Raw genomic sequence first — 24638 nt, forward strand, 5'->3', positions numbered from 1 at the left:
CTTCGATTGCCAGAATGGCTTCCAGTTCCACAGCCGTACAATTCGGGAAAAATGACCTGCCCCTGTCCGCAGGCAGGCCACTGCGGCGCTCACGTCACTTCAGATACCACCCCCAGGGTTCGCCGTTGTAGCGGGTGATCTGCTTGGTTTCCAGGTAGCTGTTGTAGCCCCACTCACCCAGTTCGCGACCAATGCCGCTTTGCTTGTAGCCGCCCCAGGGTGCCTCGACGAAGGTCGGTTGCGAGCAATTGACCCACACGATGCCTGCGCGAAAACCGCGAGCGACCCGTTCGCAACGCGGGATATCCCGGGACATGACGGCCGCCGCCAACCCGAACGGCGAGTCATTGGCCAGGCGGATCGCTTCGGCTTCGGTGTCGAAGGCCCGCAGGCACACCACCGGGCCGAAAATCTCCTCGCGCCACACGGCGCTGTCCTGCGGGACATCGGCGAAAATCGCCGGCGTCAGGTAATACCCCTTTTCCAGATGACCCGGCCGCACACCGCCCGACACCAGCCGCGCCCCCTCTTGCTGACCGGCTGCAATGGCCGCCAGCACCTTGTCCAGTTGCCCCTGGCTGACCAGTGGTCCGAGCTTCACCCCTTCCTCGAAGCCCTGGCCAATCTGAATCTGCTCGGTGGCGGCAATCAAGCGCTCCAGCAACGCCGGGTACAACCCGCGTTCCACCAGCACCCGCGAAGTGGCTGAACAGACCTGGCCCTGGTTCCAGAAGATCCCGAACAGAATCCACTCCACCGCCGCCTCAATATCACTGTCGGCGAAGATCACGAAAGGCGATTTGCCGCCCAGTTCCAGGCTGATGTTTTTGATCTCGCTGGCAGCGGCCTGCATGATCTTGCGTCCGGTCGGCACGCTGCCGGTGAAGGCGATCTTGTCGACCTGCGGGTGTTCGGCCAACGGCGCTCCCGCTTCGCGTCCCCAGCCTGTGACCACATTCAGCACCCCGGCCGGCAACCCGGCCTGGTCGGCGATGCCGGCCAGTTCGAGGGCGGTCAGCGGCGTCAGTTCGGAAGGTTTGAGCACCAGGGTGCAGCCCGCCGCGAGTGCCGGGGCGACTTTCCACGCGGCCATCAGCATCGGGAAATTCCACGGGATGATCGCCGCGACCACGCCCACCGGTTCCTTGATCACCGACGAGGTGAAGCGCGCATCCGGCAAATCGATCGATTGCTCATTGGTTTGGTCCGACTGCTCGGCAAGTCCGGCATAGAAATCGAAGCACCCGGCGGTATCGGCAATGTCCCACAAGGCTTCCGGCAGCGGCTTACCGTTATCGCGCACTTCGATGGCCGCCAGTTCGTCCTGGCGAGCGCGGATGCCCTCGGCGATGTTCCTCAGCACTTGCGCCCGTCGTGCCCCGGACCAACGTGGCCAGTCACCCTCGTCAAACGCCCTGCGCGCCGCCGCCACGGCCAGATCGACGTCCTCGGCGGTCGCCGAGGCAACCCGCGCCAGAACCGACTCGTCACTCGGATCGAGGGTTTCAAAAACACCGCGCTGGACGGGTAAGACCCACTCGCCGCCGATGTACAACCGTTGATAGTCACCCATGGGACACTCCTTGATCCTGCGCTGCCGACGTTGCTGGTACAGCTGTTCGGCGACCTGCAATTGCTCGCGGTCATTGACCCCGAGCACATCGACTTCATCCACTTCCACGGCCGTCACCGTATGCCCCGCTTCGTTGGCCACCGCCACCGCGTCGGTGAGGTAGTACTCACCCTGGGCGTTGCGGTTGCCGATACGCTCCAGCAACCACAGGCAGGTGTCGGCACGCAGGCCCATGACGCCGCCGTTGCAGAAGTTGATGTCCAGCTCCTGCGGGCTGGCGTCTTTGGCTTCGCGGATGGCCCGCAGACGACCGTCCTTCACCAGCAATCGCCCATAGGGTCCCGGTTGCCGGGTATGGAAACCCGCCACCGCCACCGCTGCGCCGTCTATCAGCGCCCGACGCAAACGGTTCAGGGTCTGCGGGGTGATCAACGGCGAATCGCCAAACAGCACCAACACACAACCCTGCTCGTGAGCCTGCAGTGCAGGCCGGGCCGCCAGCAACGCATGGGCCGTGCCCAGTTGTTCGTGCTGGGTAAACACCTGCGCCGTCGGTGCCACCTGTTGCAGGTACTCGGCCACCTGCCCGCCGCCGGCGCCCACCACCACCGCCCGTTGCTCGATGCCCGCCGTCGCCACCGCCGCCAGCACATGGCCGAGCAGCGGCCGGTTGCCCACCGGGTGCAAGACCTTGGGCAGCGGCGAACGCATGCGCGTGCCCTGCCCGGCCGCGAGAATCACCGCCAGGGTCGGCCAGCCAATGTTGTCGCTCATCACGATCCTCCTGTGTGCATCACGGCTTCAGGCCGGATCGCGATAGAACACGTCGTCGGCGTAGGGATACCACCAGTCCTGGATTTTCGGCTGGTGGTCGATGATGACCATTTTCGAGCGGCGGAACGCTTCCAGCCCCTGGCGCCCGAGCTCGCGCCCAAGGCCGGACATCTTCCAGCCACCGAACGGCAGCGCATCGTTGTCGATCAGCGGATTGTTGACCCAGACCATCCCCGCCTCCAGACGCTCGGCGGCTTCCATGGCTTCGGCCAGGTCCGTGGAAAACAGCGAGGCGCCAAGGCCGAACGGCGAATCGTTGGCCAAGCGCACCGCCTCGTCGAAATCGCTGACCCGGCAGATCGCCGCCACCGGGCCGAAGCACTCTTCCTGCAGAATCGCCATATCACCGGTCACGCCGGTGAGGATGGTCGGCTCATAGAACCAGCCGACGCTGTGCCCGGGTGGAATCCGCCCGCCGCACACCACTGTCGCGCCCTTGGCCACGGCGTCATCGACCAGGCGCATGACCTTGTTGCGTGCCGCCTCGCTGACCATCGGCCCGATCTCCGAGCGCTCCAGGCCATGACCGATACGCAGGGCGCGGGTGCGCTCGGCGAACTTCGCGACAAACTCGTCATGGATTTCATCGACGACGTAGAAGCGCTCGGCCGACGTGCAGATCTGCCCGCTCAAGTGGAACGCCGCCGTCACCGCCCCCGCCGCCGCCACGTCCAGTGGCGCATACCTGGAGATGATCAGCGGATCGCTGCCACCGGCCTCGATCACGCAAGGTTTCATCCGTTCGGCGCAGGCCACGGCCACCGCCTTGCCTGCGGCCACGCTGCCGGTGAAGGCCACCGCATGGGTCTGATCCGACTGCACCAGCAATTGCGCGGTGACTGCATCGCCCGGCACGCAAGACACCAGCCCCGGCAGCAACGCGGTGAAATGCTCCATGAACTTGAGGGTGCACAGGGTCGTGGCTTCCGCCGGCTTGATGATGCAGGCATTGCCCGCCGCCAGCGACGCGGCGACCGTCCAGCACATCAGCAGGATAGGAAAGTTGAACGGCATGATGTGCACGCTGACGCCGTACGGCTCGTAACGCACATGCTGGAAGGAGCCGATCTGCGTGGTGCCGGCGACCTTGCCGGCATCGTCCCGGGCCATCTCCGCGTAGTAGCGAAAGATCGGCGCGCAGTTGGCCAGTTCGCCCATGGCTTCGGGAAATGGCTTGCCCATCTCCAGGGTCATCAGGCGGGCGACTTCACGGTTGCAGGCCAGGTTCTGCTCAATGGCATTGGCCAGCTGATGCAAGCGCGCGGCGCGACTTTTCGCATCGATCAGGCGCCATTGGCGTTGCGCGGCGGTGGCGGCATCGGTGGCGGTCTGCACATCGGTTTCGCCACACACGCCGACTTGCCCGACCGGTTGCAGGGTCGCCGGGTCGAGCACTTCGCGCACACGGCCATCGGTCAGCGGCAGGAATTCAGAATTGATGAAACGCAATGCGGTGTCAGTGTTGAACGCGGCCATGGGATGATCCTTGAACCAATCGATAAGGGGTTTCACGCAACGTCGCCAGGGTCGCGGCGGGCAGCTCTTCACGCCAGTCGGGCACGTGCCGGTCGAGCCATTGGCGAAGGGGCGCAAAGGCCTCGGCGTCCAGGGCGCGGACAAACAAACCCAGGGTGCGCGGCAAATGCGCCAGGTAACCGTGCTTGCCGTCACGGCCGGCCAGGCGCACGAAAATCCCCAGCACCTTGGCGTGACGCTGGGCGGCCAGGCACCGGTAATCTTCGAGAAAACCCGGCGCATCCAGCTCCGGGCGCTGCAACAGGTAATGGCTGATCAGTGCCTCGCGCAGTGCCTCGGGCACATCGCGCCGGGCGTCTTCGAGCAGCGACATCAGGTCATAGGCCGCCGCCCCGACCAGGGCGTCCTGGAAATCCAGCAAGCCGCAGGCGGCGACACCTTCGCGGCCTTGCAACAGCATCAGGTTGTCGACGTGAAAGTCGCGCAGCACCAGGGCTTCACGGCGTTTTGCGACATCGCGACAAGTGTCGGCGAACAACGCCAGATACTCATCGCGCAGGTCTTGCGCCGCGTCCTTGCCGATCAGCAGCGGCACGTACCAGTCGATAAACAATGCGTACTCGTCCGCCAGTCGCTGCCCGTCGTAAGGCGCCAGTTCCGTGGCTGGCGCAGCGCGATGCAAGGCCACCAGCGTATCGACCGCCAGGTGATACAGCTGCGACTCCGAATGCCCGGCCAGCAGCAGCCGGGTGTAGGTGTCGTGACCGAAATCCTCGATCAACGCCAGCCCCGCCGCTTCGTCCACTTCCAGCAAGGCCGGCGCGGACAGGCCCAGCCCCTGCAACTGCCGGGCGATGCGCACGAACGGGCCGATCGGCTCACTGTCGGGGGGCGAATCCATCAGCAACAGGCCGGCGCCCTCCAGGCGGAAATAACGCCGGGTCGAAGCATCCGCCGGCAAGGCGACCAGCAAGGTCCCGGCGTGACCGGCGCGGGCCAGAAAGGCGGCGCGCAGATCTTCACGGGTTGGCAATGACGCCAGTGCATCTGTCATGGCAGTCACCGGATCATGTAGACCTTTTTGATGGTCTCGTGGACGGTGCACACACCCTTCCAGTCCTTGCCGAAGAAGGCGGCGGTGTCCGGCCTGATCTCGATCACCTCGCCGGACTCGTGGACGTACGTGCAGCGGCCTTCGAGAAAGTGGCAGAACTCGTCGCTGGTCACATGGCAGAACCACTTGCCCGGGGTGCAGATCCAGATACCGCATTCGGACTGGCCTTCGGGGCCTTTGTGCAGCACCACGCCGGAAACACGGGATTCGCCTTCGAGCATGGTCGGGATCACGCCCCAATCCTTGACGTCGGTGATGCTCAGCGGGTCGTACAGAAACGGGGTAGTCATTGTTTTTCTCCAAAAAAGTCCGTTGGCCCAATGCCGATCAGACACCGCGATCCTTGTGGGAGCGAGCTTGCTCGCGATGGCGCAATAACATTCAATATCAACGTTGACTGACCCGCCGCCATCGCGAGCAAGCTCGCTCCCACAGGTTTCGCCTTTTAACCGTTCAGCATCAGGTTCAAGCCAGCATGTACACGTTGCGCAGGGTTTCGCGGACGTTGCATTCGCCCGTCCAGCCGGCCGGGAACAGCACCAGGGTGTTGGGGCGCACCTCGATCACTTCGCCGTTGTCATGACGGTACGTGGCGTGCCCCGCGATGAAGTGGCACAGCTCGTCCCGGGGAATCGACAACCGCCAGCGCCCGGGGGTGCACACCCACAATCCGCTTTCCGGGCTGTTGTTCGGGCCCTTGAACAGCAAGCGGCCGCTGGAATGCGAGACGCCTTCGACGGCGTCGCTCTGCACGCCCCAGTCCACCAGGTCGGTGCGGCTGCTGACGGCTTCGAGGTACGGCGTGATACCCGCCGTGGTGGATGAATCAGGCATCGTTGAGCACCTTGTCGAGAATTGCAGCCGCGTCTTGCGGCCCCTTGCGCGATTGCATCTGCGCGCTGGTGCGCTGCAGGCGTTGGCGCATCGCCTCGTCGTTGAGGCACGCGTGGAGTTTTTCCGCCAGCTGTTCTTCGCTCCATTCGTAGCGGTCGAGCTTGAAGCCGTGGCCGCTTTCTTCGGCGCGCATGGCGTTGTCGTGGCCGTCCCAGACGTAGGACATGACGATCGCCGGTTTGCCGAAGAACAGGCACTCGGTGAAGCTGTTGTTGCCGCCGTGGTGGATCACCGCGTCGACCTGGGCAATCACCGATGGCTGCGGGAACCAGTTAGAAATCTGCACGTTGTCCGGCAGGTCCGGGTACTCGTCGAGGTGCTCGCCGACGTTGAACAGCGCCCGGTAAGGCAGCTTGCCCACCGCCTCGATCAGACGCTTGAGCAGCTCGACATCGCCGGAACCGAGGCTGCCGAAACTGGCGTACAGCAGCGGCTTGTCGTTGTGGGCGCGAAACTGCGGAATCTCGTAGGGCGTGTCGTGGCGCACGCAACCCTGCAGGTAATGGAAGCGCTCGGCCGGCAATGGGTGGCGCCGGTCGAACTTCACCGCATCCGGGTACAGCAGCAGGTTCATGAACGGCGAGGCTTCAAAGAAGGTACCCAGCGGATACGGCTGCTCGCCATGGGCCTGGAGGAACTGGTTGAAGTCGTCGTGGATCGGCCCGACCACTTCTTCGAAACGCTGGCGGAATAGCGCGTGGCCAGCCTTGTCGTCGATGCTCATGCCCGACAGGTGCGGCGGGATATCCGGGTCTTCGATCTCGTTTTCCGAGCAGGAAATGATCCGCACCCAGGGCTTGCCGTATTGCTTGATCGCCGGGAACAGGATCACGTTGTCGACGCAGATCAGGTCGGGCTTGACCTTGTCCAGCACCGCCGGCAGGTCCTTTTGCGCCCACTTGGCGGTTTCGACGATGGCGGCCCAGCATTCCTTGACGTAGTTGTCGATCTGGTCGAGCGGCGACTTGCGGAAGTTCGGGATGTGGCCGTTGATGAAATCCACCCAGTAGCGGGCCATCTCTTCGGCCGGCATCGGTGCCGACATGTTGACCATGTGCTCTTCAAAACCATAACCGGCGTAGACACCGCTCATGCCCGGGTCGGTGAGGAACACCGCTTTGTGCCCCAGGGCTTCACAGGCCTGGGCGATACCCACTGAGTTCAGGGCCGGGCCGTAGGCGGCTTCGGGGAAGAATGCGATCACTTTCTGTTTCATCGAGTGCTGCTCCTGCCTGGTCTTTTTATTGTTCAGCGCGTCAATACGCGGGCATGCCGGGCCTGCCAGCCCAGCCGGATGGTCGTGTCGATTGCAAAATGGGCGAATTCAAACTGTGAGGACGGCACGCGCACGATCAGCGGCTTGTCGCTGAGGGGGGTCTGCACGTGCAGGTTGGTGTCGAGGCCGTGGTAGGCGACTTCGACGATCTTGCCGCTGACCTGATTGGCGCAATCGCCGCCCTGCTCCGTCAGCACTTGCAGGCGTTCGGGGCGCACCACCACGGCGACGGATTGGCCGCTCACCGAAGGCGCATCGGTTTCGACGCTCAACTCGTGGCCGTTGACCCGCACCGAGTGCGGGCCCGAGCGCACGCCTTCGAGCAGATTGCTGACGCCGATGAAGTTGGCGACAAAACGGCTGTTGGGGTTTTCGTAGAGCTCGGTCGGGCTGCCGCACTGGCAGACCTTGCCGCCATCCAGGACTGCCATGCGGTCGGACATCACCAGGGCTTCTTCCTGGTCGTGGGTGACGATGATGAAGGTGATGCCGCTATCGTGCTGCAGGCGCTTGAGTTCCAGCTGCATCTTTTCCCGCAGCTTTTTGTCGAGGGCGCCCAAGGGCTCGTCGAGCAACAACACCCGCGGACGCTTGACCAGCGCCCGGGCCAATGCCACCCGCTGACGCTGGCCGCCGGAAAGCTGATCGGGCTTGCGCTCGGCCAGCTCACCCAGTTGCGCGGTGTTCAGCACTTCATCGACCCGGCGGCGGATTTCGGATTCCGGCAGGCGCTCCATTTCCAGGCCGTAGGCGATGTTCTTGCGCACGGTCATGTTGGGGAACAGCGCGTAGGACTGGAACATCAGGTTCAGCGGGCGCTTGTTAGCCGGCAGCGGCGAGATGTCGTTGCCGTCCAGGTAGATGCAACCACCGCTGGGGGTCTCGAAACCGGCGAGCATGCGCAGCAGCGTGGTCTTGCCGCAGCCCGACGGACCGAGCAGCGCGAAGAACTCGTTCTCGCGGATGCTCAGCGACACCTCGTTGACCGCCAGGCCGTTGCCATAGGACTTGCTGACCTTATCCAGGATCAGTACCGCGGAAGAATTATTCATGGGTGCGAGGAGCCTTGTTGAGACGCTGCGAAGCCAGCAGCGCGGTGATGCTGACCAGCATCACCAGCGTCGCCAGAGCATTGATTTCCGGGGTGACGCCAAAGCGGATCATGGCGTAGATCTGCATGGGCAACGTGGTCGAGGCCTGGCCGGAGCCGGAGTTGAAAAAGGCGATGATGAATTCGTCCACCGACAGGGTGAACGAGAGCAACCCACCGGCCAGCACACCGGGGAAAATCACCGGCAGCAGTACCCGACGCAAGGTGGTGAACCAGCTCGCGCCCAGGTCGATCGAGGCTTCGAGGATCGAATAGTCAAAGTGCTTGAGCCGCGTGCGCACCACCGCGCAGACGAAGGCAATGTTGAACACCGCGTGGCTGATGATGATCGAGTGCAGCCCCAGGCCGACCTTGAGCAGGTTGAAGAAACTCAACAGCGCAATCGCCAGCACGATGTCGGGGATGATCATCGGCGCCATCAGCAAGGTGTCGACCACCTGGCCTTTGTCGTTGCCCTTGCGGCGCAACTCGATACCCAGCGCCAGGAACGTGCCGAGCACACAGGCAATCAAGGTCGCCGACAAGGCAACGATCAGGGTGTTGAGCGCCGCTGACAGAATCGCCGTGTTGTGCGCCAGTGCCGCGTACCATTTCAGCGATACGCCGCCCCAGGCGGTAGGCAATCCGGACTTGTTGAACGACAGCAGGATCAGCACCAGGATCGGTATATATAAGAAGGCGTACACCAGCCCCAGGTGCGAACCCAGCACGGTGGCGCTGACAGAACGAGACTGACTCATGAGCGCGCCCCTTCTGCACGACGGGCCACCAGGGCCTGGATGAACAACAGGATCAACATGATCGCGATCAGGAAGAAGCTCAGCGCCGCACCGAACGGCCAGTCCCGCGCCGTGAGGAATTGCGAATAAATCAGGTTGCCGACCATCTGCACCTGCTTGCCGCCCAGCAGGTCGGCAGTGATGAAGTTGCCGATGCTCAGCACGAACACAAACACCGCGCCCGCCGCGATACCCGGCACGCTCAGCGGCAGGATGATCCGGCGAAAGGTCATCCAGCCCGAGGCGCCGAGGTCTTTCGAGGCGTCCCACAATTCGTTGTTGATCCGCGACAGCGACGAGAAAATCGCCAGGATCACAAAGGGGATGTAGTTGTAGACCAGCCCCAGCACCACGGACGATTCGGTGTACAGCAGGCTGATGGGTTCGCCGCTGTAGCCGAGCATTTGCAATAGGCGGTTGATCAGGCCTTCGCGGTTGAGCAGGACGATCCAGGCGTAGGTGCGGATCAGGTAATTGCTCCAGAACGGCAGCATCACCAGAAACAGATACACCGCCTGACGCCGCCGTGGCGCACGGGCAATCGCATAGGCCGCCGGGTAGCCGATCAACACCGCGAACACTGTGGCCAGCCCGGCGATCTTCGCCGATTTGAGCAGGATGCCCAGGTACAGCGGATCGAACGCGCGCTGGTAGTTTTCCCAGGTGAACAACCAGTCGATGCCGCCATAGGCGCCACGTTCAACGAAGCTGTAGACCAGCACCAACAGGCACGGAATCACCAGGAACATCAGCAGCCAGCCGAAGCCGGGCGCAAGAAGCCAGGCCGACAGGCGCCTGTCAGCATGCAAAGCACTCATTAACCCTATCCTCCCGCCTCAGGACAGAGGCGGCTTGCGAGTGTGGCGAGGCATGCCGGGCATGCCTCGGATCGACGTGGCGTTAGTTCTGCGCCGCCATGATTTCGGTGACGGCGCGGGTGTAGGCCTTTTGCGTGGTGCCGCCCAGATCGCGCAATTGCTCCATTTTCAGCAGCTCGGCGGGGGCGATGGTCAGGTTGGGGTATTGCTTGAGCAAGTCAGCGGACAACCCGGCCATGGCCGCCTGGTTGGGAACTTTGTAGAGGATGTTTTCAGCGACCCAGGCGTGGTTTTCCCTGGCCAGCATGAAGTTGATGAACTTGAAGGCTTCGTCCTGGTGCTTCGAGCTTTTCAACACGACCATGGTGTCCACCCACAGGTCGGAACCTTCCTTGGGCACCACGAACTTGATCGCCGCGTTGGCCTGGGTGCCGTAGTTGCACCAGCCGTCCCAGGCGTGGGCCATCAGCGATTCGCCGGAGGCCAGCTTGGAGTAGAAGGTGGTGTCGTCGAAGGAGAGAATGCGTTTCTTGGTGGCGATCAGTTGATCGCGAACCGCGGCGATTTGCGCGGGGTCGCTGTCGTTGACCGACCAGCCCTTGGCGAGGAAACCGGCGCCGAGCATCCAGCGGTCGGTGGCGAGCATCGTCACTTTGCCCTTGAGCGCATCGCTCGGATTGAGCAGCTCGTTCCAGCTCTGTGGCGCCGGCGTCACCTTGTCGGAGCGGTAGCAGATGCCGGTAGTGCCCCAGGTGTAAGGCACGGAGAACCGGTTGCCCTGGTCATACTCCAGGTGCGTGGCTTCGGGGTAGAGGTTTTTCAGGTTGGGGACCTTGACCGGATCGATGTCCGCCAGCAGCCCCTGTTTGTGCAGGACTTCGGCGAAAGGCGAGGAGACGAACACCACGTCGTACCCTTCACCACCGGAGGCCATCAGCTTGCCCATGATTTCTTCGTTGGTGGCGTGCAGCGCCTTGTCGACGTCCACACCGCTGGCAGCCTTGAACTTCTCCAGCGCATCCGGGGCCATGTAGCCGTCCCAGATGGAAATCACCATATCTTTCGCACTTGCAGCCTGTGAAGCGATCGCCAGGGAAACGGCCAATCCCACGCACAGAAGATCATTCAGCTTGCTCATAAATACTCACCCGACGATTGTTTATTGTTGTGTTCGAAGGCAGTACGGCAAAACGAGAAACGATTGCTGGTGTTTTTTTTTAGAAATTAGGACCAGTATCAAAAGATGTCAACGCTTTTTTTACGGCCTGACGCTTCGCCGGCGCATGACATAAGATGAGCACCTGAGTCCGACAGCGGATCACAACGAGAAAACACGCTTGAGCACGACAGCCGAAAAAAAACCGCGCACCAATCACCTGGAACTGGCCCGGCGCATCCTCGAGCACACCCAGGAAAGCGGCCTGGTGGCCGGTGACCCGGTGGCCGAACAGGCCCTGGCCCGGACCTTCCAGGTCTCGCGCACGCTGATTCGCGGCGCGCTGAAAGTGCTGCTCGAAGAAAACCTGCTGAGCCATGAAGCGGGCAAGGGTTACACCCTGCTGGCCCCCCCGGCCGGCCAGACCTTCAACGCCGCCCTGCCCCAGGCCGAAGAAGAAGAACTGGCCGCCTCGGTGCTGCGTGACCGCATGGCCGGGCGCCTGGGCGACAGCATCAGCATCAGCGAACTGATGCGCCGCTACGACATCGGCCGGCCGGCGGCGCAAAAGGCCCTGCAGCAACTGAGCGAAAACCAGGCCATCGAGCGCGGCCCCGGCCAGTCCTGGCTGTTTCGCCCGTCACTGAACAGCCTGGCCGCCCTCGAAGAAAGCCTGAAATTCCGCCTGATTCTCGAACCTGAAGCGTTGCTCAGTCCCAGCTTCAACGCCGACCCGCAACGCCTGGCGCTGTTGCGCAGCGCCACCCAAAGCCTGCTCGCCCGCCCCGTGGAAGATTTCGATATCCAACAGTTTCGCGAACTGGACATCAGCTTCCACGAACTGCTGGCCCAGAGCTGCGGCAACCGCTTCATCAGCGACGCCCTGCTCCAGCATCAGGGCCTGCGGCGCCTGCCGAACCTGCTGCCCTCGGTGAGCGTGCACCGCCTGCAAGAGGCCCTGCGCGAACACCTGCAGATCATCGCGCAGATCGAACGCGGGCAGATGGAGATCGCCGCCGACCTGCTGCGCCTGCACCTGCGCCTGAGCGCCGCGCAACGCCCGCAAACCGCCAACCGTGGCATCCCGCAAAGTCATCTGTTCGGGCGTCGCTAACCGACTTGCAAAAAACATGATGATTTTTTTTTGAAAATAAGACAGCATCAAAAACACCTTCAGGAGCGGCGGGTCTGACCCGCCATGGACAGTCCCTCGCCATGCAAAAACAAAAACTGATCGCCCTGTTTCCCGAAGCCAGTTTCGGCGCGGCCTTGAACTGCATTGGTATCGCTCAGTCGCTGCGTGAACTGGGCGCCAGGCCGGTGTTCATCTGCCATGAACATTTCCAGGGGCTGTTCGCCGAATACGGTTTCGACGAATACCCGATTCCGCAAGCGAGCCCGTTGTCGGCGGCGGAACACCAGCACTACTGGGAGCGCTTCATCGAGCGCAGCATTCCCTACTTCGACCAGACCCCGCTGGCACAGATCGACAGCTACGTGGCTCCGGCCTGGGAAGCCATCATCGACACCGCGATCGAAGCGGAAAAACCCTTGCAGCAGTTGCTCGGCCACCTCAAGCCCGACGTGATCGTGCTCGACAACGTGGTGATGTTCCCGGCCATCGCCAACGCCGGTTGCCCCTGGGTGCGAGTGGTGTCCTGCGCCGAAACCGAACTGCCGGATGCCAACGTTCCACCGTACCTGTCCGGGTGCCTGGCCAGCGCCCCCCAGGCCTGCGAACGCTACACCGAGCAGTACCTGAAGGCTGTCGCACCGGCCCATGAACGCTTTTCGCAATTTCTCCTCGGCAACGGCACCGCGCCGTGCCCAGCGGGGCAGTTCCTCACTGACTCGCCATGGCTGAACCTGCTGCTGTCACCGACGCCAGTGCGCTATGCGCGCCAGCAAGCGCTGGACCCGCAGCGCTACGTGTACCTCGACGGTTGCGTACGCCGCGAAGCGCCGTACATCGTCCCGGACTTTCCACGGCACAACGACGCGCCGCTGATCTACCTCAGCTTCGGTAGCCTTGGCGCCGCCGACACCGGAATGATGAAGCGCCTGATCAGCACTATCGAAACCTTGCCGTACCGCTTCCTGGTCAACGTCGGCGCCTACCGCGACATGTACACCACCGTGCCGGACAACGTGTACCTCGACAGCTGGTTTGCCCAGCCGGCGGTGCTCAAGGAATGTCAGTTGTTCATCCACCACGGCGGTAACAACAGCTTCTGTGAAGCGCTGTATTTCGGCTTGCCGTCGCTGATCATTCCCTATTGCTGGGACGGCCACGACAACGCCGCCCGCGCCGAGGAAGTCGGCGTCGGCCGCTACCTGCCGCGCTTTGCCGATCCCCTGGCCGCCCTGCCCGCCGCCCTCGAACAGCTGCTGGCCGACCAAGCGATGAAACAACGCCTCAAATCGTTCAGCGAGCGCATGCAAGCGACCCGCGGCACCGACATTGCCGCCCGCGCGATTCTTGCGCTGCCAGACCTCTAGCCAAAACAACAAAAACCGTCGGGCAACCGAACGCAATCGTCGCTGCCCGACACACCGCCGGAGTTTCAGCATGAATGTCCCATCGCGTCTCGATGCGCTTGACCGTGCCCTGCCTCACCCCTTTTGGCAGGACACCGTTACCCCACCGCCCGCCGCGCCCGCCGTCAGCGGGTCCATGCAGTTCGATCTGGTGGTGGTCGGTGGTGGCTTTACCGGATTGTGGACCGCGCTATTGGCGCGCCAGCGCAACCCCGGGCTGAGCATCGCGATCATCGAGGCACGACGCTGTGGCGGTGAGGCCAGTGGGCGCAATGGTGGTTTCTGCGCGCCGAGCATTTCCCATGGCGTCTCCAACGCACTCAAGCGCTGGCCGAATGAAGCAGAGCAACTGATCCGCCTCGGCCGGCAGAACCTCGACGAACTGGCCGCCGACCTGCAACGCTTCGGCATGCACGTCGAGTTCGAACGCCAGGGCAAGCTCAACGTCGCCAGCCAGCCGTGGCAGGTCGACGGGCTGCGCTCGATGCAGCGCAACTATGCGCGGTTCAACATCGACTGCCAGTGGCTGGAAGGCAGCGATCTGGCACAGAAACTTGATTCACCGGCGTATGCGGCCGGCCTGTTCGAGCCCAATTACGCCCTGCTCAACCCGGCGAAAATGGCCGCTGAATTGCGCCGCATTTGCCTTGAGCAAGGCATTCAACTGTTCGAAAACAGCCCGGTCCTGCAACTGAGCGCGGACAAAGACAACCTGCGCCTGCGTACAGAAAGCGGCGAAGTGACCGCCGGAAAAATCGCCATCGCCACCAACATCGCCCCGCCACTGCTCGGTCATCTGGCATCGAGCGTGATCCCGGTCTACGACTACAGCCTGGTCAGCGAACCCCTGAGCGATGCACAGCTGCAAGCCATCGGCTGGACCGGCCGCTACGGCATCGCCGACGCCGGCAACCAGTTCCACTACCTGCGCAAGACCGCCGACAACCGCATTCTCTGGGCCGGCTTTGATGCCATCTACCATTTCGGCGGGCGCCGCGACGAGGCCCTGACCCAGCGCCCGCAAAGCTTCCAGCGCCTGGCCGAACAATTCCAACAGACCTTCCCGGCCCTGGGCGATATGCGTTTCAGCCATGCCTGGGGCGGCATCATCGACACCTCCGCACGCACCACGATGTTCACCGGATGCGAGCACCAGGGCCGCGTCGCCTATGCCTTGGGCTTCACCGGGCAAGGGGTGTCCGCCAGCCGCTTCGCCGCGCTGAACATGCTCGACCTGCTGGCCGGCGAGCGCACCGAACGTACCGAACTGCTGATGACGTCCAAGGCGCCGTTCCGCTTTCCGCCCGAACCCTTGCGTTATGTCGGCGTGAAACTGGCCCAGCGTTCACTGGCGCGGGAAGACCGCGACGGTCACCGCGACCTGCTGCTCAAGACCTTCGATGCCTTTGGCATCGGTTTCGATTCCTGATCCGGAGACCACCATGTCCACAGCCCTGCCCCGGCACGTCATCGACTTCGCCAGCGACCTTGCTCCCCGTGAAACTGAAATCAACGACCCGGCCGTGGTTGACGCGCCTTACCGCAGCAAGAGTTGGCGGCACTTTGTGCAGCCCGGAAAAAACGCCGTGGCCGGCATCTGGGAGGCGGGACCGCACCGCGAGCGCTGTCAGTGCGATTACGACGAGCTGTGTCACATCCTTGAAGGCAGCGTGCGCCTGACCGATGCCGAGGGCGTCGCGCGCACGTTCGGCCCCGGTGATTCCTTCGTGGTCGCCAGCGGATTCAACGGCACCTGGGAAAACCTCACGACGGTGCGCAAGGTCTACTTCATTCTCGGCTAAACGGCCCCGACCGCTACGTCAGGCTGCTGACGTACCTGATTGCGCCCGTTGCGCTTGGCCTGGTACAGCGCATCGTCGGCGCGGGTCAGCAGGCTTTCCGGTGTGTCGCCAGTTTGCGCATGGGCCACGCCAAACGATGCGGTGATGGTGTCCAGCACCGTGTCGGTGCCCCGGGCCTTGACCCGCAGCGACTGGATTTTCAGGCGCAGGCGCTCGGCAAAAGCGCCCGCGGCCGCCATATCCGGGCAATCCTTGAGCACCACGCAGAACTCCTCGCCGCCATAACGCGCCGCGAACGCTTCTTCGGGCAGCGAATCGCGCAACACCCGGGCGACATGCTGCAGCACGCGGTCACCCAAGGGATGGCCGTACTGGTCGTTGAACTGCTTGAAGTGATCGATATCCAGCATCACCAGCGCCACACCCGTCGCCACGTTGCCCATGGCCTGTTCAAGCTGGCGGTTGAAGGTGGAGCGGTTGAGCAATTCGGTCAGGCCATCGAGGGTCGCCGCCAGTTGGGCGCGTTCGAGTTTGTCCCGCAGGCTTTTGATTTCATGCTGCGCCGACTGCAACTGGGCGAGGAAATGCTCCTGCTGCCCCTGCATCAGCCGAGTGCTTTGTTGCAGCTGGATCAGGATGCTCGGCAAGCGCTCGTCGGCGGGTTCTTCGAGCATCTGCAGGTATTGGCCAAGGCTGGCCTGGAAGTTCTGGTTGCCTTGCACGCTGCGCGACACATCGCGCTCCATGTCGTCGACCAGGTTGATCGCATCCTGCTGCCCGGAGCGGGCATCCGCCAGTTCATCGCGGATGATGTACTCGCGAAACAGCTTGGTGGCGGACTCCGGCGGAAAATAGTCAAAGTCGTTGACCACCCGGTCCAGTTGCCGGTTGAGCTCCGGCTCCTGGCCCTTGCTGTAGGTGTACCAGAGCGCGTAATGCACCGGGTTGGGCGGAATGTTGTGACGAACCATCAGCGGCACTGCCTGCTTGAGCAATGCCGCGGCCTCGCGGGAGTCTTCCGGATACAGCGCTAGAACAGTCGCTCGCGTGTCTGATTGGCTCATGGTTTCACTGTGATTGTTATCATTGGCGTTTGGCAAACTCGCTGAGCATAGCGATACGCCCGGCAAACGACCATCCCGATTTACACAATCATTTCAACCCGGTGTGCCCGAGGTATTGCACCCAGCTTTTTTGTGGGAGCGAGCCTGCTCCGGGCGGCGTTCCGACGATGGCGGTGTATCAACCAACGACGATGTTGGATTTGATGGCCTCATCGCGAGCAAGCTCGCTCCCACAGGGGCTCTGCGTTTTAACTGATCACCATCACCACTGCGCGAGGGCGGCAAAGCTTGCACCCGAGGTATTGCACCAGGCTTTTTTGTGGGAGCGAGCTTGCTCGCGATGGCGGTGCATCAGTCAACGAAGATGTTGGATCTGATGGCCTCATCGCGAGCAAGCTCGCTCCCACAGGGTCCTGTGTTTTAACTGACTGCCATCACCACTGCGCGAAGGCGGCAAAGTTTGAACCCGAGGTTTTGCACCAGGCTTTTTTGTGGGAGCGAGCTTGCTCGCGATGGCAGTGCATCAGTCAACGAAGATGTTGAAGCTGATGGCCTCATCGCGAGCAAGCTCGCTCCTACAGGGGTTATGCGGTGCCTGTGTCAGCGCGCAGCCCAGGCATTGAAGCGCTGTTCAAGCTCTTCGCCATGGTCGACCCAGAACTCCGCGTCCACGGCCCGCGCACCGGCCAGGTTGGCCTCGGCGGTCGGCAGTTGCTCCTGCACGGCCTTGGGCAGCAATGGCAGGGTCTGGCGATGCACCGGCCCGTAGGGGATGGTTTCGGAGAAGACTTTTTGCGTCTGCGGCTGGCTGGCAAATGCAATGAAATTTTCCGCCAATGCCTTGTTCGGCGTGCCTTTGACCACCGCCCAGTATTCCGGGTCGTACAGGCTCTGCGGCCAGACGATGCTCAGCTTCATGCCTTCCTTCTGCGCCGAGGCAATCCGGCCGTTGTAGGCCGCGCTCATCACCACGTCCCCGGCCACCAGCCATTGCGCTGGCTGGGCGCCCGCCTCCCACCACTGGATGTTCGGCTTGATCTGGTCGAGCTTGGCAAAGGCCCGCGTCACGCCTTGCGGGGTGTTCAAGACCTTGTACACATCGTCCGCCTTGACCCCGTCGGCCAGCAAGGCGATTTCCAGGGTGTACTTGGCGCTCTTGCGCAGGCCGCGCTTGCCCGGGAAGTCGGCGACGTTCCAGAAGTCTGCCCAGGACTGCGGCGCCTTGGCCTGCTTGCTCTGGTCGTAGGCCATGACCATCGACCAGACGTAAGTGGCCACCCCGCACTCGGTCAGCGCACCGGGCACAAAGTTCGCCGAGTCACCGAAGCGTCCTTGATCGAGCTTCTCGAACAGGCCCTCCTCGCAGCCGCGCAGCAGCTCGGGGCTTTCGACTTCTACCACGTCCCAACTGGTGTGACCGGCGGAGACCATGGCCTTGATCTTCGACAGCTCGCCGTTGTACTCACCGGCGATGATGTTGCCCGCGCCACTGGCGTTGAAGGGCTGGAAATAGGCCTTATCCTGGGCCTGTTTGGTAGCACCACCGAAGGAAATCACGGTGAGGTCCTGGGGGGCCGCCCACACACTGGCACTGAGCAACGCCAGGGCAAACGGAACACTGCAACGCAAGGATCTGGACATGGATCGCTTCCTCGGGGCTTGTCGGCCCGTTGTTGTTATGGGTGTTCGGATTCACTCAAGTAAGCCGCCAGGCGATCCATCAAGCGGTCACAGGCCGCCATCTGGACAACGCTGACAAATTCATCGGGCTTGTGCCCCTGGTCCATGCTGCCGGGACCGCAGACCACCGAAGGAATGCCGGCCTGATCGAACAGCCCGCCTTCGGTGCCAAAGGCCACGGTGCTGAACGCGTCGCTGCCGCACAGTTGGGCAATCAGCCGGGCCGCCGCGCTGTCGACGGGTGTCGCAAGGCCGGGGTAGGCGGAAATTTTTTCAAAGCGGATAGCGGTATCGGTGTCCACGGCCTGCATGGCCGGCAGCAGCGTCTGCTCGGCGTAGTCCTGCAGTTCGTCGACGACCACTTGCGGGGCGAAGTCGGGCAAGGCGCGGATCTCGAAATCGAAACGGCAGTCCGCTGGCACGATGTTCAGCGCCGTACCGCCCTGGATCACTCCGACCTGCACGGTCGAGAACGCCGGATCGAAGCGCTTGTCGTGCAAAGTTGGCCGGGCCAGGGTGGCACCGATGTCGCCCAGCCGACCGATCAGGCGCGCGGCCTGCTCGATGGCATTGACCCCGTAAGGCGCGTAGGCCGAATGGCAAGCGGCACCGCGCACGTGGCAACGCATCGCGAGTTTGCCTTTGTGGCCGAGCACCGGCTTGAGTTCGGTCGGCTCGCCAATCAGGCACAAGGCCGGAGCCGGGATGCGCTGGGGCAGCACTTCCAGCAAACCGCGCACACCAAGGCAGCCGACCTCTTCGTCATAGGAAAACGCCAAATGCACCGGGCGCTTCAAAGGGCTGGAGAGAAACATCGGCACTGCCGCCAGCACCGAAGCCAGATAGCCCTTCATGTCCGCGGTGCCACGGCCGTAAAGCTTGCCATTCGCCTCGCTCAGGCTGAATGGTTCGACCGTCCAGGCCTGGCCGTCCACCGGCACCACGTCGGAGTGCCCGGACAGCACGATGCCGCCGGCCACACGCGGGCCGACCGTGGCTAACAGATTGGCCTTGGTTCGCTCGGCGTTGTAGATCAGTTCGCAATCCACGCCCAGTTCGTGCAGATAGTCACGCACGAACTCGATCAGCTCCAGGTTCGAATCGCGGCTGACCGTGGCGAACCCGATCAATCGCGCGAGCATGGCGCGGCTGCGCAACTCACTCATCGCCGGGCACTCCATAGGCGGGGGCCAGGGTCGGATTGAGGGCACGGGTCAGATAATCCTGAAGTTGCGGCTCGTAGGCCGCCCACAGTTTGCCCAGCTCGCCGATCGGGTTTTCATCCGCCCAATCCACCCGCAGGTCGACCATCGGCCAGGTCAGGTCACCGACCACCGACAGCGCCGCCGAGTGCACCGCGCCGGCTTCGCCACCGGCATCCTGCCCGGCCTGCAACGCGTTCATCAGCCGGGTGGCGAGGCAGCCTTCGCTGTTTTCGAACGCTGCGACCATGGCCTCGATCACCCCACTGTTGGCCAGCAGGTTACCGGCCGCCACGCATTGGTCACCGGCCACCGCATTATTGATGCCCAGGGCATGGTTGCCGCTGAACACCGCCGTGCGCCCATGGGCATCGACCACCGCCACCTGCCGATACTGGCTGTAGCCGTTGCGGGTCAACGAGTGGTCCAGCGCCTGGGGCGGCGCCGAGCCGCCTGCCAGTTCATCGAGGATCTGCGGGCCGAGGGCCGGCAGCGTGATGTTCTGGCTCGACACCGCGCCGACACCGGCACGCAGCCACGGGCAACGCGCACCGACGGCGATGCTCGAAGAGCTGATGGCAATGCCCAGCTGACCGGTCTCGGCGCAGCGACCCACGATGGAAAAAGTCATGGCGAATTCCTTATTCAGGGATGACAGCGATCACGTCGATTTCCATCAACCACTGAGGCTGGCCGAGGGCACTGACCACCAGGCCAGTGGAAATCGGGAACACGCCCTTGAGCCACTTGCCGACCTCCTGGTACACCGGCTCGCGGTAGCGCGGGTCGATCAGGTAGGTGGTGGTCTTGACGATGTGGCTCAGGTCGCTGCCCGCCTCTTCGAGCAGTTGCTTGACGTTGCGCATGGCCTGCTCGGCCTGGGCACGCGGATCGCCGAGGCCTACCAATTGACCGTTGAAATCGGTGCCGACCTGACCACGCACATACACGGTGTTGCCGGCACGCACGGCCTGGCACAAATCGTTGTCCAGCGTCTGGTTCGGGTAGGTGTCTTTGGTGTTGAACATGCGGATGCGGGTATGAGTAGGCATTAACGAACTCCCATGAGGCTGGCTTTCTGAAGAGGTGCAGGGGCGGCTTCGGCTTGACGCTGGGTCGCATCCCGATAGTTGAGATAGGTGTGCTGCTTAATGATGTGATCGGCGATGTGCTTGGCGTCGTGCCAGACGCCCCAGATAAACGCGGAGCCGCGACGGGACTGCCAAGGCAACCCGACGAAATACACCCCCGGCTCGGCCGACACGCCGCGCTGGTGCAGGGGTTTGCCGTTTTCCTTGAAGGCATCGACCTTCAGCCAGCTGTAGTCGGTGGAGTAGCCGGTGGCCCAGATGATGGTGGTGACGCCGGCCTTGAGCAGGTCCAGCTCCAGGATTGGATTCGTCACGCAGTCCGGGTCCGCCAGCATGGCCCGGGCTTCGGGTTCCAGCGGCAGGTCCAGGCCGTTGCGTTCGATGTAGGCGTCGGCCTTGTCGAGCAGCGCCAGGTAGTTTTCATCGCCACGCTGGATGTTGTCGGCGAGGTTATTCTCGAAACTCACCACAGCGCCGTTGAACGCCTGGGTCAGGCCGACCAGGGTCATGCCCTGGTGAGCCAGGCGGCGGAAGTCCACGGTGTGGCCGCCACGGGCACCGCTCACGGCGATGGTCACGTGCTCTTTACCGGGCTGCATGGCTTCGGCATCCCACTCGCCCAACACCCCCAGCCACCAGCAGAAATCACGGTTGCGATAGGCACGGGGCGGACGATCGTGGGCGCCCACCGACAGGTAGACCTGCTTGCCGGAACGTTGCAGTTCATCGGCGATCTGCACCCCCGAGGAACCGGCGCCCACCACCAGCACCGCGCCTTCGGCCAGTTGCTGCGGGTTGTAGTACTGGGCGGAGTGAATCTGGGTGATGCCGGCGATTTCGGGGGCAATCGGCGGAATGGCCGGACGCTGGAACGGACCGGTGGCGACCACCACATGCCGGGCTTCGATCACGCCGTCGGAAGTTTCAACGGTGAAACCGGGACGGTCGATGTTACGTTCGACTTTCTTCACATCCACGCCGGTACGGATCGGCGCGTTGAACTTCTTGGCATAGGCTTCGAAGTACGCAGCCACCTGCTCTTTCCCGGCGAAGGCATCCGGGTCCAGACCGTCGAACTCCAACCCCGGGAAACGGTCGTGCCAGGCCGGGCCGTTGGCTACCAGCGAATCCCAGCGACCGGTGCGCCAGGCTTCGGCGATACGATTGCGCTCCACAACGAGGTGAGGCACACCGAGCTTGCTCAGGTGTTCACTCATGGCCACGCCGGCCTGGCCGGCGCCAACAACAAGCGTATCAATTTCGGTTTTATCAACTGTCATGGCTGTGCACTTCTGAAAGGTGGTTTGATTCAGGTCGGTCATGGCTGCCGCCTCGATTCTGATCACTGTTGTTCTTCTGCTTCGGCTATCGGTGTCAGGGTGTTGGCCGCATTCTGTTCGGAGCCGGGAAATAGCGAAATTATGTTTTTTGTGGTCGCTGGCGAGGAAAAAGCGTCGAGGTGACCGACTGGCCGTGCAAGGTTGCGGTCGACCCGATCCCGGCCTATGGTCCAAGCGATGCATTGCCCGCGACCGGCGCGAAGACCCGGCGCGGATTGCTGTCCATCCAGTGCGGATTTACGCAAGGAGTGATGACATGCCCGACAATTCCCGTCCTGCCGTGCTCGAACTGATCGGCAATACACCTCTGGTGCGCGTCAGCCGTTTCGATACCGGCCCCTGCACCCTGTTTCTCAAACTCGAATCCCAGAACCCCGGCGGCTCGATCAAGGACCGCATCGGTCTGGCCATGATCGATACCGCCGAACGCGATGGTCGCCTCAGGCCCGGCGGCACCATCGTCGAAGCCACCGCCGGCAACACTGGCCTGGGCCTGGCCCTGGTCGGTCGCGCCAAGGGCTACCGCGTGGTGCTGGTGGTGCCGGACAAGATGTCCACCGAGAAGGTCTTGCACCTCAAGGCCATGGGCGCCGAGGTGCACATAACCCGCTCCGACGTCGGCAAGGGCCATCCCGAGTACTACCAGGACGTCGCTGCGCGGCTGGCGGCGGAAATTCCCGATGCGTTCTTCGCCGACCAGTTCAACAACCCGGCCAACCCGCTGGCCCACGAATGCAGCACCGCGCCGGAGATCTGGGCGCAAACCCAGCATGATGTGGACGCCATCGTCGTCGGCGTCGGTTCGGCCGGCACCCTCACCGGCCTGACCCGCTTCTTCAAACGGGTGCAGCCGGACCTGGAAATGGTCCTGGCCGACCCGGTGGGTTCGGTGATGGCTGAATACAGCCGCGGCGGCACCCTCCCCACCCCCGGTTCCTGGGCGGTGGAAGGCATTGGCGAAGACTTCATTCCGTCGATTGCCGATCTGTCGAGCGTGCGCCACGCCTATTCGATCAGCGACGAAGAAAGCTTCGACCATGCCCGCCAACTGCTGCGTGCCGAAGGTATTCTCGGTGGCTCGTCGACCGGCACCTTGCTGGCGGCGGCGTTGCGTTACTGCCGCGAACAGACCCAGCCGAAACGGGTGGTGAGCTTCGTCTGCGACACCGGGACGCGTTACCTGTCGAAGGTCTACAACGACCAGTGGATGAACGATCAGGGCCTGCTGCAACGCAAGCACTACGGCGACCTGCGCGACCTGATCGCGCGGCGCTTCGAGGATGGCCGGGTGATCAGCGTCGGCCCGGATGACACGCTACTGACGGCTTTTCAACGCATGCGCCTGGCGGATGTCTCGCAGCTACCAGTGCTGGTGAACGGCAAACAACTGGTCGGCGTGATCGACGAATCCGACATCCTGCTGGGCGTGCACGAAGACGTTGCGCACTTTCGCAAGGCCGTCTCCAGCGCCATGACCGACAAACTGCAAACCCTGTCCCCCGATGCCACCCTGGCCGAGCTGGAAGCCGAGCTGGGCCGTGGGCTGGTGGCGATCATCCAGGACGCCTCGGGCTTCCACGGCCTGATTACCCGAACCGACATGCTCAACCATTTGCGGAGATCCCTGCCATGAGTCAACAGGACAAAAACACCCCGCCACAGGGCTTCGCCACCCGGGTGATCCACGCCGGGCAAGCGCCGGACCCATCCACCGGGGCGTTGATGCCGCCGATCTACGCCAACTCCACCTACCTGCAACAGAGCCCCGGGGTGCACAAAGGCCTGGACTACGGGCGTTCGCACAACCCGACGCGCTGGGCGCTGGAGCGCTGCGTGGCCGACCTCGAAGGCGGCACCCGGGGCTTTGCCTTCGCCTCGGGGCTGGCGACCATTTCCACGGTGCTCGAACTGCTCGACGCCGGCTCGCACATCGTCTCGGGCAACGACCTGTACGGCGGCACCTTCCGCCTGTTCGACAAGGTACGCCAGCGCAGCGCCGGGCACCGCTTCAGCTTCGTCGACCTGACCGACCTGGCGGCGTTCGAGGCCTCCCTGCAAGACGACACTCGCATGGTCATGGTCGAGACACCGAGCAATCCGCTGTTGCGCCTCACGGACCTGGCCGCCATCGCCCGCACCTGCCGCGCCCGCGGCATCATCTGCGTGGCCGACAACACCTTCGCCAGCCCGTGGATCCAGCGCCCGCTGGAACTGGGTTTCGACATCGTGCTGCACTCGACCACCAAGTACCTCAACGGTCACTCCGACGTGATCGGCGGCATCGCCGTGGTCGGGCAGAACGCCGAACTGGCCGAACGCCTGGGCTTCCTGCAAAACGCCGTCGGCGCCATCGCCGGCCCCTTCGATGCCTTCCTCACCCTGCGCGGCGTGAAGACCCTGGCCCTGCGCATGGAACGGCATTGCAGCAACGCACTGGACCTGGCGCAGTGGCTGGAGCGCCAACCGCAAGTCTCACGGGTCTACTACCCCGGCCTGCCGTCGCACCCGCAGCACGAACTGGCCCAACGGCAAATGCGCGGTTTCGGCGGGATGATCTCCCTCGACCTCAACAGCGACCTGGCCGGCGCCAAACGCTTCCTTGAAAGCGTGCAGATCTTCGCCCTGGCCGAAAGCCTGGGCGGCGTGGAAAGCCTGATCGAACACCCGGCGATCATGACCCACGCCACCATCCCGCCCGATACCCGCGCAGAACTGGGGATTGGTGATGGGTTGGTGCGGTTGTCGGTGGGGGTCGAGGATGTGGAGGATTTGCGGGCGGATCTGGCACAGGCGTTGGCAAGGATGTAAATCACCGGAGTCGTGGGACACACAAAACCTGTGGGAGCGAGCTTGCTCGCGATGGCGGTGGATCAGTCGGCAATGATGCAGA

At 63.2% G+C, this 24638-nt stretch carries 22 protein-coding genes and 1 pseudogene; 6 read left to right on the forward strand and 17 right to left on the reverse strand.

What is annotated here, in order from left to right:
- Positions 1 to 94: 94 nt before the first annotated feature.
- The 11 genes and pseudogenes from ASD95_RS09055 to ASD95_RS09100 all read right to left on the reverse strand — a co-directional run bounded on the left by ASD95_RS09055 (position 95) and on the right by ASD95_RS09100 (position 11013).
- Positions 95 to 1573 (reverse strand): aldehyde dehydrogenase family protein, encoded by a 1479-nt coding sequence (locus ASD95_RS09055; RefSeq protein WP_056727449.1) that lies wholly within the window; start codon positions 1571 to 1573, stop codon positions 95 to 97.
- A 297-nt stretch (positions 1574 to 1870) separates the two neighbouring features.
- Positions 1871 to 2347 (reverse strand): annotated as a pseudogene (locus ASD95_RS29700) (NTP transferase domain-containing protein); the annotation flags it as partial.
- Positions 2348 to 2374: 27 nt separating this feature from the next.
- A complete protein-coding gene (locus ASD95_RS09060) occupies positions 2375 to 3883 on the reverse strand; it encodes an aldehyde dehydrogenase family protein (RefSeq protein ID WP_056727340.1) in 1509 nt (502 codons plus the stop codon).
- The gene (locus ASD95_RS09065) at positions 3864 to 4937 is read right to left on the reverse strand and encodes an aminoglycoside phosphotransferase family protein (RefSeq protein ID WP_056727341.1); all 1074 of its coding nucleotides are present in this window, start codon (positions 4935 to 4937) and stop codon (positions 3864 to 3866) included. Before ASD95_RS09065 ends, ASD95_RS09060 begins: the two co-directional genes overlap by 20 nt.
- A gap of 5 nt (positions 4938 to 4942) precedes the next feature.
- Complete coding sequence (locus ASD95_RS09070; protein WP_056727343.1) at positions 4943 to 5287, reverse strand: cupin domain-containing protein; 345 nt, start codon at positions 5285 to 5287, stop codon at positions 4943 to 4945.
- Between the two features lie 175 nt (positions 5288 to 5462).
- Positions 5463 to 5831 (reverse strand): cupin domain-containing protein, encoded by a 369-nt coding sequence (locus tag ASD95_RS09075; protein ID WP_056727345.1) that lies wholly within the window; start codon positions 5829 to 5831, stop codon positions 5463 to 5465.
- A complete protein-coding gene (locus tag ASD95_RS09080; protein ID WP_056727347.1) occupies positions 5824 to 7107 on the reverse strand; it encodes a nucleotide disphospho-sugar-binding domain-containing protein in 1284 nt (427 codons plus the stop codon). Before ASD95_RS09080 ends, ASD95_RS09075 begins: the two co-directional genes overlap by 8 nt.
- 32 nt (positions 7108 to 7139) lie before the next feature.
- On the reverse strand, positions 7140 to 8219 hold the full coding sequence (locus ASD95_RS09085; RefSeq protein WP_056727348.1) for an ABC transporter ATP-binding protein: 1080 nt from the start codon (positions 8217 to 8219) through the stop codon (positions 7140 to 7142).
- Positions 8212 to 9018, reverse strand: a complete 807-nt coding sequence (locus ASD95_RS09090) for an ABC transporter permease (protein WP_056727350.1) — start codon at positions 9016 to 9018, stop codon at positions 8212 to 8214. Before ASD95_RS09090 ends, ASD95_RS09085 begins: the two co-directional genes overlap by 8 nt.
- On the reverse strand, positions 9015 to 9875 hold the full coding sequence (locus tag ASD95_RS09095) for an ABC transporter permease (RefSeq protein ID WP_056727353.1): 861 nt from the start codon (positions 9873 to 9875) through the stop codon (positions 9015 to 9017). Before ASD95_RS09095 ends, ASD95_RS09090 begins: the two co-directional genes overlap by 4 nt.
- A gap of 82 nt (positions 9876 to 9957) precedes the next feature.
- A complete protein-coding gene (locus ASD95_RS09100) occupies positions 9958 to 11013 on the reverse strand; it encodes a polyamine ABC transporter substrate-binding protein (RefSeq protein ID WP_056727355.1) in 1056 nt (351 codons plus the stop codon).
- Positions 11014 to 11212: 199 nt separating this feature from the next.
- Between ASD95_RS09100 and ASD95_RS09105 the strand changes: the two genes are divergently transcribed.
- The 4 genes from ASD95_RS09105 (at position 11213) to ASD95_RS09120 (ending at position 15371) form a co-directional block, all read left to right on the forward strand.
- On the forward strand, positions 11213 to 12145 hold the full coding sequence (locus tag ASD95_RS09105; RefSeq protein WP_056727356.1) for a GntR family transcriptional regulator: 933 nt from the start codon (positions 11213 to 11215) through the stop codon (positions 12143 to 12145).
- A gap of 101 nt (positions 12146 to 12246) precedes the next feature.
- A complete protein-coding gene (locus ASD95_RS09110; RefSeq protein ID WP_056727358.1) occupies positions 12247 to 13530 on the forward strand; it encodes a nucleotide disphospho-sugar-binding domain-containing protein in 1284 nt (427 codons plus the stop codon).
- Positions 13531 to 13600: 70 nt separating this feature from the next.
- On the forward strand, positions 13601 to 14998 hold the full coding sequence (locus ASD95_RS09115) for an NAD(P)/FAD-dependent oxidoreductase (protein WP_056727360.1): 1398 nt from the start codon (positions 13601 to 13603) through the stop codon (positions 14996 to 14998).
- A 13-nt stretch (positions 14999 to 15011) separates the two neighbouring features.
- Complete coding sequence (locus ASD95_RS09120) at positions 15012 to 15371, forward strand: cupin domain-containing protein (RefSeq protein ID WP_056727362.1); 360 nt, start codon at positions 15012 to 15014, stop codon at positions 15369 to 15371.
- Here ASD95_RS09120 and ASD95_RS09125 read toward each other — a convergent pair.
- From ASD95_RS09125 to ASD95_RS09150, 6 genes are all read right to left on the reverse strand, one after another.
- Positions 15368 to 16435: a GGDEF domain-containing protein gene (locus ASD95_RS09125; RefSeq protein WP_056727364.1), complete on the reverse strand. Its 1068-nt coding sequence runs from the start codon at positions 16433 to 16435 to the stop codon at positions 15368 to 15370. The genes ASD95_RS09120 and ASD95_RS09125 overlap by 4 nt on opposite strands.
- A gap of 600 nt (positions 16436 to 17035) precedes the next feature.
- A complete protein-coding gene (locus tag ASD95_RS09130) occupies positions 17036 to 18076 on the reverse strand; it encodes an ABC transporter substrate-binding protein (RefSeq protein WP_056727367.1) in 1041 nt (346 codons plus the stop codon).
- 35 nt (positions 18077 to 18111) lie between these two features.
- Entirely contained in the window at positions 18112 to 19281 is a 1170-nt protein-coding gene (argE, locus tag ASD95_RS09135) for an acetylornithine deacetylase (protein ID WP_056727369.1), read from the reverse strand.
- Positions 19274 to 19948 (reverse strand): DUF1028 domain-containing protein, encoded by a 675-nt coding sequence (locus ASD95_RS09140; RefSeq protein WP_056727371.1) that lies wholly within the window; start codon positions 19946 to 19948, stop codon positions 19274 to 19276. Before ASD95_RS09140 ends, argE begins: the two co-directional genes overlap by 8 nt.
- A gap of 10 nt (positions 19949 to 19958) precedes the next feature.
- The gene (locus ASD95_RS09145) at positions 19959 to 20369 is read right to left on the reverse strand and encodes a RidA family protein (RefSeq protein WP_003201555.1); all 411 of its coding nucleotides are present in this window, start codon (positions 20367 to 20369) and stop codon (positions 19959 to 19961) included.
- Positions 20369 to 21730, reverse strand: coding sequence for a flavin-containing monooxygenase (locus ASD95_RS09150; RefSeq protein WP_162252429.1), 1362 nt, complete (start codon positions 21728 to 21730; stop codon positions 20369 to 20371). The genes ASD95_RS09145 and ASD95_RS09150 overlap by 1 nt, the downstream gene beginning before the upstream one ends.
- 274 nt (positions 21731 to 22004) lie before the next feature.
- On the opposite strand from ASD95_RS09150, the gene ASD95_RS09155 reads away from it, so the two are divergent.
- Positions 22005 to 23381 carry a pyridoxal-phosphate dependent enzyme gene (locus ASD95_RS09155; protein ID WP_056727372.1) on the forward strand — a complete coding sequence of 459 codons (1377 nt, stop codon included), beginning with the start codon at positions 22005 to 22007 and terminating at the stop codon, positions 23379 to 23381.
- Entirely contained in the window at positions 23378 to 24556 is a 1179-nt protein-coding gene (locus ASD95_RS09160; RefSeq protein ID WP_056727374.1) for a trans-sulfuration enzyme family protein, read from the forward strand. Before ASD95_RS09155 ends, ASD95_RS09160 begins: the two co-directional genes overlap by 4 nt.
- The last annotated feature ends 82 nt before the right edge of the window (positions 24557 to 24638 follow it).

Origin of the sequence: Pseudomonas sp. Root71, from assembly GCF_001429045.1 — a bacterium.
Classification (GTDB): domain Bacteria; phylum Pseudomonadota; class Gammaproteobacteria; order Pseudomonadales; family Pseudomonadaceae; genus Aquipseudomonas; species Aquipseudomonas monachiensis.

Excerpts from the sequence above, each read along its gene's own strand:
- ASD95_RS09150 (WP_162252429.1), bottom strand. The coding sequence starts at position 21,730 with ATGACCGACCTGAATCAAACCACCTTTCAGAAGTGCACAGCCATGACA.
- ASD95_RS09115 (WP_056727360.1), top strand. The coding sequence starts at position 13,601 with ATGAATGTCCCATCGCGTCTCGATGCGCTTGACCGTGCCCTGCCTCAC.
- ASD95_RS09070 (WP_056727343.1), bottom strand. The coding sequence starts at position 5,287 with ATGACTACCCCGTTTCTGTACGACCCGCTGAGCATCACCGACGTCAAG.
- ASD95_RS09120 (WP_056727362.1), top strand. The coding sequence starts at position 15,012 with ATGTCCACAGCCCTGCCCCGGCACGTCATCGACTTCGCCAGCGACCTT.
- ASD95_RS09130 (WP_056727367.1), bottom strand. The coding sequence starts at position 18,076 with ATGTCCAGATCCTTGCGTTGCAGTGTTCCGTTTGCCCTGGCGTTGCTC.
- argE (WP_056727369.1), bottom strand. The coding sequence starts at position 19,281 with ATGAGTGAGTTGCGCAGCCGCGCCATGCTCGCGCGATTGATCGGGTTC.
- ASD95_RS09075 (WP_056727345.1), bottom strand. The coding sequence starts at position 5,831 with ATGCCTGATTCATCCACCACGGCGGGTATCACGCCGTACCTCGAAGCC.
- ASD95_RS09145 (WP_003201555.1), bottom strand. The coding sequence starts at position 20,369 with ATGCCTACTCATACCCGCATCCGCATGTTCAACACCAAAGACACCTAC.
- ASD95_RS09140 (WP_056727371.1), bottom strand. The coding sequence starts at position 19,948 with ATGACTTTTTCCATCGTGGGTCGCTGCGCCGAGACCGGTCAGCTGGGC.
- ASD95_RS09080 (WP_056727347.1), bottom strand. The coding sequence starts at position 7,107 with ATGAAACAGAAAGTGATCGCATTCTTCCCCGAAGCCGCCTACGGCCCG.
- ASD95_RS09060 (WP_056727340.1), bottom strand. The coding sequence starts at position 3,883 with ATGGCCGCGTTCAACACTGACACCGCATTGCGTTTCATCAATTCTGAA.
- ASD95_RS09090 (WP_056727350.1), bottom strand. The coding sequence starts at position 9,018 with ATGAGTCAGTCTCGTTCTGTCAGCGCCACCGTGCTGGGTTCGCACCTG.
- ASD95_RS09055 (WP_056727449.1), bottom strand. The coding sequence starts at position 1,573 with ATGGGTGACTATCAACGGTTGTACATCGGCGGCGAGTGGGTCTTACCC.
- ASD95_RS09125 (WP_056727364.1), bottom strand. The coding sequence starts at position 16,435 with ATGAGCCAATCAGACACGCGAGCGACTGTTCTAGCGCTGTATCCGGAA.
- ASD95_RS09065 (WP_056727341.1), bottom strand. The coding sequence starts at position 4,937 with ATGACAGATGCACTGGCGTCATTGCCAACCCGTGAAGATCTGCGCGCC.
- ASD95_RS09160 (WP_056727374.1), top strand. The coding sequence starts at position 23,378 with ATGAGTCAACAGGACAAAAACACCCCGCCACAGGGCTTCGCCACCCGG.
- ASD95_RS09095 (WP_056727353.1), bottom strand. The coding sequence starts at position 9,875 with ATGAGTGCTTTGCATGCTGACAGGCGCCTGTCGGCCTGGCTTCTTGCG.
- ASD95_RS09110 (WP_056727358.1), top strand. The coding sequence starts at position 12,247 with ATGCAAAAACAAAAACTGATCGCCCTGTTTCCCGAAGCCAGTTTCGGC.
- ASD95_RS09155 (WP_056727372.1), top strand. The coding sequence starts at position 22,005 with ATGCCCGACAATTCCCGTCCTGCCGTGCTCGAACTGATCGGCAATACA.
- ASD95_RS09100 (WP_056727355.1), bottom strand. The coding sequence starts at position 11,013 with ATGAGCAAGCTGAATGATCTTCTGTGCGTGGGATTGGCCGTTTCCCTG.
- ASD95_RS09085 (WP_056727348.1), bottom strand. The coding sequence starts at position 8,219 with ATGAATAATTCTTCCGCGGTACTGATCCTGGATAAGGTCAGCAAGTCC.